Origin of the sequence: Candidatus Angelobacter sp. (genome assembly GCA_035607015.1) — a bacterium.
Lineage (GTDB): Bacteria > Verrucomicrobiota > Verrucomicrobiia > Limisphaerales > AV2 > AV2.
Genome location: DATNDF010000106.1, coordinates 1 through 11,659 on the forward strand (window position 1 = coordinate 1; position 11,659 = coordinate 11,659).

General features: G+C 57.9%; 12 protein-coding genes. 3 read left to right on the forward strand and 9 right to left on the reverse strand.

Annotation, left to right across the window (positions count from 1 at the left end):
* The 9 genes from VN887_04340 to VN887_04380 form a co-directional block, all read right to left on the reverse strand.
* Nucleotides 1-2,215, reverse strand: a 2,215-nt coding sequence (locus VN887_04340) for an efflux RND transporter permease subunit (protein HXT39235.1), incomplete at its 3' end; no start/stop codon positions are given.
* Nucleotides 2,216-2,227: 12 nt separating this feature from the next.
* Complete coding sequence (locus tag VN887_04345; GenBank protein HXT39236.1) at nucleotides 2,228-4,153, reverse strand: efflux RND transporter periplasmic adaptor subunit; 1,926 nt, start codon at nucleotides 4,151-4,153, stop codon at nucleotides 2,228-2,230.
* Between the two features lie 7 nt (nucleotides 4,154-4,160).
* Nucleotides 4,161-5,564 (reverse strand): TolC family protein, encoded by a 1,404-nt coding sequence (locus VN887_04350; protein HXT39237.1) that lies wholly within the window; start codon nucleotides 5,562-5,564, stop codon nucleotides 4,161-4,163.
* A gap of 396 nt (nucleotides 5,565-5,960) precedes the next feature.
* Entirely contained in the window at nucleotides 5,961-6,302 is a 342-nt protein-coding gene (locus VN887_04355; GenBank protein HXT39238.1) for a hypothetical protein, read from the reverse strand.
* A 37-nt stretch (nucleotides 6,303-6,339) separates the two neighbouring features.
* Nucleotides 6,340-6,642 (reverse strand): hypothetical protein, encoded by a 303-nt coding sequence (locus tag VN887_04360; GenBank protein HXT39239.1) that lies wholly within the window; start codon nucleotides 6,640-6,642, stop codon nucleotides 6,340-6,342.
* Nucleotides 6,643-6,998: 356 nt separating this feature from the next.
* Entirely contained in the window at nucleotides 6,999-7,379 is a 381-nt protein-coding gene (locus tag VN887_04365) for a hypothetical protein (protein HXT39240.1), read from the reverse strand.
* A 279-nt stretch (nucleotides 7,380-7,658) separates the two neighbouring features.
* On the reverse strand, nucleotides 7,659-8,255 hold the full coding sequence (locus tag VN887_04370; GenBank protein ID HXT39241.1) for a sigma-70 family RNA polymerase sigma factor: 597 nt from the start codon (nucleotides 8,253-8,255) through the stop codon (nucleotides 7,659-7,661).
* Nucleotides 8,236-8,733: a periplasmic heavy metal sensor gene (locus tag VN887_04375; GenBank protein HXT39242.1), complete on the reverse strand. Its 498-nt coding sequence runs from the start codon at nucleotides 8,731-8,733 to the stop codon at nucleotides 8,236-8,238. The genes VN887_04370 and VN887_04375 overlap by 20 nt, the downstream gene beginning before the upstream one ends.
* Nucleotides 8,730-9,068, reverse strand: coding sequence for a hypothetical protein (locus VN887_04380; protein HXT39243.1), 339 nt, complete (start codon nucleotides 9,066-9,068; stop codon nucleotides 8,730-8,732). Before VN887_04380 ends, VN887_04375 begins: the two co-directional genes overlap by 4 nt.
* 285 nt (nucleotides 9,069-9,353) lie before the next feature.
* Between VN887_04380 and VN887_04385 the strand changes: the two genes are divergently transcribed.
* The 3 genes from VN887_04385 to VN887_04395 all read left to right on the forward strand — a co-directional run.
* The gene (locus VN887_04385) at nucleotides 9,354-9,620 is read left to right on the forward strand and encodes a hypothetical protein (GenBank protein HXT39244.1); all 267 of its coding nucleotides are present in this window, start codon (nucleotides 9,354-9,356) and stop codon (nucleotides 9,618-9,620) included.
* A gap of 334 nt (nucleotides 9,621-9,954) precedes the next feature.
* The gene (locus VN887_04390) at nucleotides 9,955-10,764 is read left to right on the forward strand and encodes a TatD family hydrolase (GenBank protein HXT39245.1); all 810 of its coding nucleotides are present in this window, start codon (nucleotides 9,955-9,957) and stop codon (nucleotides 10,762-10,764) included.
* Between the two features lie 146 nt (nucleotides 10,765-10,910).
* On the forward strand, nucleotides 10,911-11,659 hold a 749-nt coding region (locus VN887_04395), incomplete at its 3' end, for a Gfo/Idh/MocA family oxidoreductase (protein ID HXT39246.1).

Consider the following 11,659-nt stretch of genomic DNA (forward strand, 5'->3'; position numbering starts at 1 on the left):
CTGGAACACCGCGCACCACGGCTTCAATTTCGGTGCCGATTCGTTCCAGGACGGCGAGATCGGGTCCGCCGACTTTGATGCCGACTGGCGACTTGATACCGGTGGAGAGCATGTCGATCCGCGTCTTGACCGGCATGGTCCATAGATTGTTCAGGCCGGGAATCTGCACCGCAGAATTCATCGCGTTCTCCAGCTCGTCCGCCGTTCTCCGCCGATGGGCGACGACACTCCCGGAGTCGTCCTTGATATCCACGGCAGGCCATTGTTCCTCCGGTTTGAGCCGGATGGTGGTTTCGACCATGTCCATCGGCGCCGGGTCTGTGGCGGTGTCGGCTCGTCCGATTTTCCCGAAAACGTTTTCAACTTCAGGAAAGGTTTTGATGATCCGATCGGTCACCTGGATGATTTCGCGCGCCTTCGTGGGCGAAACACCGGGAAATGTCGTTGGCATGTAAAGCAGGTCGCCTTCGTAAAGCGGAGGCATGAACTCGGACCCGATGTTCTGGTACGGGAAAAATCTTCCAGCTCTCTGCGCCACCGACTTGAGCCGGCCATCTGGCAGGGCTTTCGCGACGATCAGGTTCCATGGGAGGAACACCCAGGTCACAACGAGCGCGGCGGTGATAACAACCAGCCACCGCCATTTGATGACCAAATCGATCACCGGATGGTAAAGCCATGTTAGAAACCGGTTGATCGGGTTTTTTTCCTCTTTCGGAATTTTGCCGCGAATAAACCAGCCCATCAAAATTGGCGCGAGCGTGATGGAAAGAATGGCCGCAGCAGCCATGGAATAGGTCTTCGTGAAAGCGAGCGGCTTGAACAGCCGGCCCTCCTGTTCCTGCAGGGTGAACACCGGCAGAAATGAAACGGTAATGACGAGCAGCGAATAGAAGAGTGTCGGTCCAACTTCGACCGCCGCGTCCCGAATGATCTGCCAGTGCGGCTTCTTGCCCTGGTCGCGCTCCAGGTGTTTGTGCGCGTTCTCGATCATGATGATGACGGCATCCACCATCGCACCGATGGCAATGGCGATGCCCCCGAGCGACATAATGTTCGAGCTGATTCCCTGTCCGAACATGACCATGAACGAAATCAACACTGCGACAGGCAGAATAAGGATCGCGACGAACGCGCTGCGCAGGTGCAGCAAGAAGGCAAGGCACACCAGCGCCACGACGATGCTTTCCTCGAGCAGTTTTTCCTCCAGCGTCTTGACGGCGCGATCAATGAGCGCCGTGCGGTCGTAAGCGACTGTGTAGTTCACGTCGGTCGGGAGAGCTTTCATCGCCTGGTCGAGGCGTTTCTTCACGTGCTGAATGACCCGGTAGGCATTGGCGCCGTAGCGCACGACGACGATGCCGCCCACGGTTTCGCCTTCGCCGTTGAGTTCCGCGATGCCGCGCCGCATGTCCGGCCCAAGCTGCACCGTGGCCACGTCGCGAAGGAGGATCGGAACACCATTCGTGCCGACGCCCACCGCAACTTTGCGCAGATCGTCGAGTTGTTGGACGTAGCCCTTTACGCGCAGGATGTATTCGCGCTCGGAAAGTTCGAGCGAACGCCCGCCGGTTTCACCGTTGCTGCGCTCGACGGCCATGCTGAGTTCCTTGAGTGAAAGGTTGTAGGCGCGCAACTTCGTGGGATCGACCGTGATCTGATACTGTTTCACGAAGCCGCCGACCGACGCGACTTCAGAGACGCCTTCGACGGCGGTGAGTTGGTATTTCAAATACCAGTCCTGCATGGAGCGCAGTTCCCAAAGGTCGCGGTTGGTAGAGTTGATGGAATACATGAACGCCCAGCCGACGCCCGTTGCATCGGGACCGAGTGTGGGCGTAACGCCTTTGGGCAACTGGCTGCTCAGGCCGCTGAGGTATTCCAACACGCGGCTGCGTGCCCAGTAGGGATCCGTGCCGTCCTCGAAGATCACATAAACGAATGAGAACCCGTAAAACGAATAGCCGCGCACAACTTTCGAGTGCGGCACCGAGAGCATTTTCGTGCTGATGGGGTAGGTGACCTGATCCTGGACGATGTTGGGCGCCTGTCCCTCCCACTGAGTATAGATGATCACCTGCACGTCCGAGAGATCGGGGATGGCATCCAGCGGGACGTTGCGGACCGAATAAACTCCCCCGAGCACCGCCGCGATCGTGACGAGCACGACGATGAATTTGTTTCTCAGCGAGAAATCAATGATGCGTTGAAGCATGAAGACGCCTTTTCAATGCTGGTGCAGGACTGCGGGAGATTTGCCGGGTGGATGTTGCTTGCGCCAGTTTTCCTCGGCCAGTTTTGCGTGCTTCACGGTCGTAGCCAGGACGAGGTCCATTCCGCATTTGGGGCACTTGCCCGGTTTGTCGGAAACGACATCGGCATGAACAGCCATTGGGCACGTGTAAAGCGTGACAGGCATCGAGGCGGAGTGGACGTTGGTGGTGGCATCGTTCGATTGTGGCGGTGCCATAAACGGAAAAAGGGTCATGCCACACCGCGGACATTTGCCCGGCTTCTCCGAATGTACGTCGCTGTGTTCCGCCATGGGGCAGGTGTAGTAGAGCAGAGTTCCGCCCGGATAAATCTTCGCGAGCAATTCAGATGAAACCGGCACCAGCGTCATGCCGCAGATCGGGCAAATTCCGGGGTGATCGTATTCGATCGAAACATGTTCCGGCATCGGACACAGGTAAACGAGCTTCGTGTTTTTTGCAGTGGCCTGAGTGGTCGTTTCCCGGGTGGGGCCGGGAAGGTTGGTGGCGCCGGTTTGCTCCATCGGTGGCGGCGCATGCGGTTCACGCATCTTTTGGATTGCTTCGCGAAGCTGGCTTTCGGAATCGAGCATGAACTGCCCGGAGGTCACCACCCGTTCCCCTTCGCGTAGTCCGTCGAGCACTTCGTAGGCGTCGTTTTCCGAGGACGGCCCGAGCGATACGGTGCGCGGTTCGAATTTGCCGCCGTCGAGCGCGACAAAGACGATATTCCGCTGACCACCGCGCAACACCGCCGAATCCGGCACCAGCAGAGTGGAGGGTTTGATTTCAGCCGTGAAGGTGACGGTCGCGAACATGCCCGGTTTCAATAGATGACCGGGATTATGAATTTCTATGCGGACCGTCGCGGTGCGGGTTTTCTCATCCAGCGTCGGATAGATGAAGGCGACCCGGCCGCGGAAGCTCAAGCCGGGCCACGACCCGAGGGTGACCGCCGCTTCCTGACCGGGCCGGATAAACGGAATGTCCTGTTCAAAAATCTGGGCCTGCACCCAGACGGTGTCGTGGTTGACCAACCGATACAGTTTCATCCCCGCATCCACCATTTGACCCTCGACCACCATTTTCTCCATCACGTAACCGTTGATCGGCGCGGTGACCTGCAAGGTCTTGCGCGGCCGCCGTGTTTTTTCCAGTTCCGCAATTTGCCCGGCGGAAATGTCCAGGAACTTTAACTTGGTGGCGGCGGTTTCGTGCAGCGCGGCGGCGCCGGGAGCGGATTCGGAATTTTGATTCAAAGAGAGCAGGTATTCGACCTCCGCGCTGTAGAGTTCTGGTGAATAGATTTCAAACAGCGGATCGCCGCGATGCACCTGCTGGCCCGTGGTGTCCACATACAGTTTCTCGACCCAGCCCTTGAATTTGGTCGTCACGTCCACCATGGCTGCTTCACTGTGATCAATCGTTGCGACGGTTCGCACCGTTCGCCGTAGCGGGCCGCGCATTACTTCGCTCGTCCGAATGCCCATCGTTTGAATCGTGACCGGATCCACCGCGATGACGGAGGATTCCGCCGCCGCAGCCTGGTCTTCGTAAACCGGCACCATTTCCATGCCCATGCTGTCCTTGCCGGGTTGTTGACTGATTTCTCCAGGAGTCATGGTGGACTTGTAATACTTGACCGCGCGCTGGGCGGTTCCGGCGCCCGATTTTGTGTTCGCATCGTCGCCCGGTTGTTTGCGGACTCGCGTAAGCTTCATGCCACAGATCGGACAATTGCCGGGATGATCCTGAATGACCTGAGGGTGCATGCCGCAGGTGTAAAGATTTCTGGTGGCGGTATCGCCGCCGCCGTCGCGTTTGGAGCAGCCAGCGAGGAAAATCCCGGCAGCGGCAACGAGCAGCAGCAAGCCAAAGACAAGTTTCAGATTGGTTTTCATGACAGTTCTAAGGTGCTAAAGTGGGATTCGACGCTGACAACACCGGCGCGCCTTCGGGCGGCACCCCGGCAATCATCAATGACATTTCGGCCAGTACGATTTCCCGGCGTGTCCGGGCTTCGATCTCCGCAAGCCCGAAGTTGAGCAAGGTCCGTTCGGCATCGATGAGATTGAAGAAATCGATGGTGCCCGAAAGGTAACCGGTGCGCGCGATCTCAAGTGATTGCTTTGCTTTTGGGATGAGCTGGTTTTGCAGCAGCGCCAGTTCGCGGTTGATCTCGCGATACATGAATGATTTCTCCGCAAATTCGACCGTGAGACTGATCTGTTCGGCGGTGAGCCGCGACCGTGCCGCCAGTTCAGCTGCCTCGGCCTGCGCGATTTCGGCGGCAATCTTTTTGCGCCAGATGGGCAGGCTGACGCTGGCCAGCGGACGAAATATTGTTGGCGAAGCCTGGACGTCCGCCATCAATCCGAGGCTGAAATCCGGCACCTTCTCTTTGGTGGCCACACCGATTGCCGCTTGCGCCGCGCGCACCTCCCCTTCCATCGCCTTCAGTCGTGGATTGCGCGCAAACGCCGTTTTCAGCAATTCGTCCGGGTCCGGGTCCGAAGTGGAAGACTCAAGGCTCTCGGGCACGGGAGGGTCCGGCCGGTCATGCGGCATGCCAAGCGCAGCTTTGAATCGGACCAGCATCGGACGGCGGGAGTCCTCGACGTTGGTGATTTCGTTGTTCAGCCGGTCGCGTTCGAGTTGTGCGCGGAGCACGTCCTGCAAAGTGACTTTGCCTGTTTCGTTCTGCGCCCGAGCGATGCTTTCCAGGTTGCCAAGAAGCCTGGCGTTCTCGCGGTTGATTCGGAGGCGTTCATCCAAAAAATGCAATTCGAGAAAACTTCGCTTCAACTCAAAAGCCGACTGGAGCACGGCGGCCTCAAAAGCAGAATACCTGGTCCGGCTCACCGCAGCTGCCATGTTGCCGCGCGCCTTCAATTTGCCCGGGCCCGGAAAATCCTGCATGAGACCCGGCATCACGGTCATTACTACGTCGGCGATATCGGACTCGAACGTGAGTTTTGGATCTGGCAATGAACGTTCCACGGTGATGCGCTCGACGGACGCCGCCCAGTCGTAGTAGGCCGCCTGAACGCGCGGGCTGTTCAACATCGCGTACATCAGGTAATTGCTAAAAGGGGAGGCCGGCTTGAGTTCCGGAAGCACCGGTGGTTTGCCGTCGGGCCGATAGCGTTCGGCCACTTCGTGGAAATCCTGACGCGCGACGCGTTCGGTCCTGGTCGGGACGCCACGACAACCAACGGCGATGATGGCGGCTCCCACTGCCGCCGACCAGGCGGCTCGATGGATGCAAAGTCTCATGATCTGGCGCGGCGCTTTTGCTTTCACTTCGTTCATGCAGTCTGCGGCAGATGGATCGCCGTGCGTCCCCCGGATGAAGGACACGGTATTCTTACCCGATGGTTCGCGCCGCCTCTTCTCTCCAATTGGCCGGTACTGCTCTTTTTTTGGCTCCCGATTGCCAAGCAAGAGCAAGCGGTTCAAAAGGGCATCGGATTCGACAGGATCTCTCCGGGCCCAACGGGCCGCCCTGCGGGATCCCGAAACGCCAGCTCGGGGCGTTCGCCAGTCCGGTAGGATCAAATAATTGTTCATCGCGTTTTACGTGGAGATTTCGCCCGGACTGCATTTGAAATGCACCGTGTCCGCAGCCGGGCACAATGCGGACGGTCGATGCGAATGAAGCCGCAGCGCGCCGGATCAAGGCACACTACGGGCGTCGGAAGGAGAGGATCAGAGGAGGAAACTGCAATTCCGCTGGTAAAGCGGGACGGCAGCGCCCGGCAGGGTGGCGAAAAAAAGCGAGGCCGTTTGAGTGACTGCGGGCGACGGTCCGATCAATTGAAACTCAGCGGCGGGAGTCAGGAGCGGCTGATGTGAGCCACCCTGAACCGGAGGTACGGAAAGCGGTTTGGGAGCGGGCGCGGACCGAGTAACGCAACAACCGGCCTTGGGACAGTGCGGGCAGGCGCATCTGGCTTTGGCGGGTTGAACCGGGCAACGCGCATCCGCCGTGAAAACGACTTGCGCTCCCGGCAGCAGGACACTGAGCAGGATGGCAAACAATGTTTTCACGGCGGACGTTTGAATTGGCTCAATGGATGACCAAGGCCTACTTTTTTGCGGCTTTCTTTTCAGCGTCCTCGATTTTCTTCACGTACTTCTTGGGGTTCTTGTCGAAATCCTTCTTGCAATCCTTGCAGCAGAGTTTGATTTCGCGGCCCTGGTACGTGAACACATACGGATCGCCCATGTCGCCGCCCAGTTTCTCGTCCGAAACGGGACAGGTCTTCAGCGTGTAAGGTTTCGCCTTGTCCGCCTTCTTGTCGGCGGAGTCGGCCGCGAAGCCCACGAAAGGCGCCGCTAGAAAAGTTGCTGCCAGCACCGTTGATGCGATTTGTTTGGTTAGTTTCATAAGTGAACGTTTGTTACATTCGAGACATTATACGCGCAGCCGGGCAAAATCACTCAAATAATTTACTGGCGGTTCGGAGCCGCTTGACCCCATGTCAGTTGCACGCTTTCGCAAAAGTGCTTGCCCGGTGCGGCCGGTGGAGCAACTGGCATCTCGCGGCTCTGGCGAACATTCCATTGTCAGAACGGCCCTCTGCCGCCGGTGATACCATTTTCGCAGACCGCGCATTGCACGAATCCCGCGTCGATATTACCGGCATCGAATTGAATCACATATCCATCTCATTGAGATGGAGAGCGTCCTGAGCGACGCTCTCCACAGGTTGCCTTCGAGACAAATCGAGGCGAATTGCGGTCTCAGCCGCAGGCGGCGCACTTGTGAACCGGCAGACTGACCTTGGCCTTGCCGTGACCTGTGACGACCCATTCATTTCCACAATTGCCGCAGGCATGCTTTGCGATAATCCTGGTCGGCGGGCCACCCGTTACGAGCACTCTTGCTGCAGCTCCTTTAGTGTCGGTGTCGGGCACCGCGACAAACGTGTCCTTGCAATTCGCGCAGGACATTGGTGCGTAAGTTGGGGCGATGGTGGCTGCCGTCGCATTTGGAGCGTTCAGTTTCAGCAGGATGGCGGCACCCTTCTCTTGCGCGTTCGCCGCAGTGGCGGCAACGGTGAATAAGGTAACGGCGACCGCGAGTCCGGCGATCCGCCCGATGGTGGTGATTTTCGTTTTCATTTTTGATCTTTCCAGGTTGGATATGTCAGCAGGGACGGACCGCGCACACAGACCGCACGCTCCACTTGGAGCGCTCGAGAATTCGTATCTGTTGTGGTTCGCCGCGTTCATATCTTTTCTACACTCTGAATACGCCACTCCTTCCTGATACCCTCTCTCATTCCTTGCCAAAACCTCAGCATCTTTTGTCATCAGCGGCCCGCAATTTGCCGGCGGAAGTTCAGAAGCGCGCACGGCTCGAGTGCCTCCACCGTGCAGGTTGAAAGAACGCCTCCTGACTCAAGCGTCCGCCGCGAACAGACTTTGCAACCGCTTCCGCAACTGCTGACGCGCCCGGTAGATACGCATCTCCACGGCCTTGACCGAGCAATCGAGAATTTTCGCGATCTCCGCTTGTGGACGCTCTTCGTATTCAGCCAGCACCAGCGGTAGCCGGAGATCCTCCGGCAGGGCTGCCACCGCCTCGCGTACCGCGGCAGTTCTTTCAGACGCCTCTATTGACTGGCTTGGTGACGCCGTTTGTTCGGGAAGCCTGTCCGCCAGCGCGCCGCCGGTTTCCTCGCTTTCGGTATCCAGCGACACTTGCGCGTGCCGCGCGCGCCAGCGAAACCGGTCACGGGCAAGATTCGAGGCGATGGCGTAAAGCCAGGTGGAGAACTTCTGTCGGCTGTCGAATCGGGCGCGGTGCTGGTAAACTCGAACGAAGCTCTCCTGAGCAAGATCTTCAGCATCACTTTCATTTTGTAAAAGCCGTGTGAGAAAACGAAAGAGTCGTTCGCCGTGGCGTTCGATCAGGTTGTTCAATGCGGCGTCATAGCCGGCGGCCAGTCGCTCCATATCGACGATGTCCTCGTTTTCACTGGTGCCCGTGTTCATCAGATGAAACCGCCGCTGATCCCTGGTTGTGCATCTTATGTTCCGGCAGGAAGGTCTTCTCCTGAACCCAGGCAAGGTAACGCCGGCCCTGTTCCGGGGGCATCGTTCGGCTGACTTCCAGAAAATGTCGGAGCATGTTCTTCTGACATTCGACGCGAAGCTGTCCGGCCTCGGCCAGTTTCGCCTCAATCTCCGGCGTGAGCGTATCGCTCCTGGTCAACAATTTCTTCAACTCGGCGTTCTTCGCGTCGATCCGCCGGCACATCGTCATGCATTCCGACTTGTAGGCGTCATGCAACTGGACGACCCGCGCAAACTCGGTTTCGTTCAGATCGAATTCCCTTTTCAACCACGCCAGTTCCGGGGTGTCACTTTCAAGCATCGTTCGATGCGCAGCCGTGCCCGCAAAGTAGAATCCGCAGTAAGCGCAGAGGCCCAACGCCAGGCCAATGAACAGGATGGCTACGCCTCGTTTCATCGAGTCTTTTGGTAGGGATCAACGGCCTGGAGATAGCGCGCCTGCAACCCGTGATCTATCTGCGACGCCTTCTCGCGCGCCTGCAATAGACCGGCGCCGATGCCGACCATCAGCAGCACCGCCACATACGCCACAGCCAGGGCGGGCCGGCGGAAACAAGCTTCAATTGGTTGCAAAAGGTCTGTCCACCGCCAGTCCCTGGTCGAATCGTCGCCCTGCGCGATTCGGCGCCAGACACCTTCCTGAAAACGTGGAGGCAGAACCGCGTCGGGTTTCCACTCGTTCAAAAGTCTGCCGAGTCGCGCGTCGTTTTCGTTGGAGTATTCTGTGCTCATCTTTTAAGGACCTGGCAGCCTAACCCGCTTTGAGCCAAAGGTTAATCACATTCTTTTCAGTCAACACCCGGACTCGGATCGCTTCATCTACTTCAACGGCATCACTTCTGTCTCTGTGTTCGCTGGCGTTGTGCCGCTCTGTTCCTGATACGTCCCTGGCAGGCGAATCCCTCAACCATTTCATTTGCTAGCAAGACACGTTTTCTGGAACACAGCGACAAAACGGGCCAGCGAATAGTTGAGTGCCGTCGAAATCCATCTATACTGAGGCAAACAATAGAACCTATGACACGTCAGCAAGTTCTCGATCACTATTTCATGGATGCCCGTTTCAAGCTTATTGAATTGGCCGCGTTCCTCGACCGCGTGGACCGCGCCGAAGGCCAGGCCGACTTTCGTCTCGATGCCTTCCACCAGGCCCTTCGCGAACTCGACGGCAATAAACCCGAGCGCGCCAGGCAAGTCTTGCTCGCCTTCAGTGATCCGACGACCGAGCCGATTGAAAAAGCGCCGGGGAAAGGAGCCGTCGGCGCTGCGCCTCCAAAAACGTAAAAATCAGGAGCAGCTACCAAGTCCGATGAAAACTTCACTGTCAGCGTTGCCGCGAAAAGGACTCGCGTGTTGGCTGGCGTTTATTCCGGTGATCTATGTCGGGGGCTACGCCATCGTAAGGTCCGGAGAAAGGGCGATGTTTCCCAAAGACCTCGTTGAAAGTCTTACCGTCTTTGCGATTTCGGTAGGGCTTCTCGTATTGTATTGGATTAAGGTAAGGCATTGGTTGAAGTGGATTGGTTTGGGAGTCGTGCTAATCGCTGCCGGGTTGATAGTGAAACAAGTATTTCATGTCTTCTTGTAACTGGGCTTGTTCGGGTAGAACCACTCTATTATGCGTTATATTGAGCCACACGGTCACATGGTCAGTCGCGTGACTGACGATTACGTTGACATGGTCACCGCCGGGTGCGCCTGCGTTTGTGAACCCGCCTTCTGGGCCGGCTACGACCGCAGCAGCGTCAACGGTTTCCACGATTACTTCTGCCAGCTCACCGATTACGAACCGAAACGCGCCGCGAAGTTCGGACTGCCGCACTTCTGCTGGCTCTGCATCAATCCCAAGGAATCCGAGGACGTGAAACTCGCCGAGGAAGTCGTCGCCCTCATTCCCAAATTCCTCGACCGACCCAACGTGCTCGGCATCGGCGAGATCGGGTTGAACAAAAATTCGCGCAACGAAATGAAGGTGCTGGAAATGCACATTGACCTCGCCGCGCGCCACCGCCAGATGATCCTCGTCCACACGCCGCACCTCGAAGACAAGCTCAAAGGCACGCGCCTCATCGTGGACGCGATCAAAAGCGACAAACGCATCCGGCCCGAGCGCGTTATCATCGATCACGTCGAGGAACACACCATCAAACTCGCGCTCGATGCCGGGTTCTGGGCCGGCATGACGCTGTATCCGGAATCGAAATGTTCGCCCGCGCGCGCCGTGGATATGCTGCAGAATTTCGGCAACGAACGGCTCTGGTTGAACAGCGCCTGCGACTGGGGCGTGAGCGTCCCGCTCAATGTCCCTTACGCCGCGCTCGAAATGAAACGCCGCAACTGGAGTGCCGAGGACATCGACAAGGTGATTTATCAGAACCCGCTGAAATTCCTGAGCCAGAACAAGAAGTTCAAGCTGCCGAAAAGCTGAATAATCTCCCTCTCCTGTCGCAATCATCTTCGACTGCTCCTTCAATTCCTTCCGTTTCGTCAATCTCACTCCGCGCTCTTTAATCGATTTCCTCACAAGTCGAACGCGCTGGACAATAACTTCGGGTCGAGCGACACCACGGGCCAATGAACAATCGCATTCTCTGGGGAATTCTTGGCACGGGCAAGATCGCCCACCAGTTTGCCGCTGCCCTGCGCCATTTGCCGGGCGCTGAATTGGGCGCCGTAGGTTCCCGCTCTTCTGACTCCGCACAACGTTTTGCCGATGAATTCGGGATCCCGCGCCGTTACGGAAGCTACGCGGAACTGGTCAACGATCCACAAATCGAGGTGATTTACGTTGCCACACCGCATTCCTGTCACGCCGGGAACTCGCGTCTCGCGCTCAATGCCGGCAAAGCGGTGCTGTGCGAAAAGCCATTTACCATCAACGTGGCCCAGGCGCGCGATGTCATCGGCCTCGCTCGCGAGCGCAAGCTGTTTCTCATGGAGGCGATGTGGACGCGCTGCTTTCCACTTATGGATAAACTACGCTGGCTGCTGGCGTCCGGCGCTATCGGCGAGGCGCGCCAGTTGACCGCCGACTTCGGCTTTCGCGCCGGGCATCGGGACGAACCACGATTGTTCGGACCGGAATTCGGCGGCGGCGCATTGCTGGACGTTGGCGTGTACCCGGTGTCGATGGCATCGCTGCTTTTTGGCCCGCCAACGCGGATCGTCAGCGCGGCAAATCTCGGCGCGACCGGCGTTGACGAAGAAGCGGCGATGATTCTCACGCATCGTGGAGGCGAATTGGCGGTCCTGCACACCGCGATTCGTTTGGACACGGCTCAGGAAGCCATCATCACCGGCACGCAGGGCCGCATACGAATTCA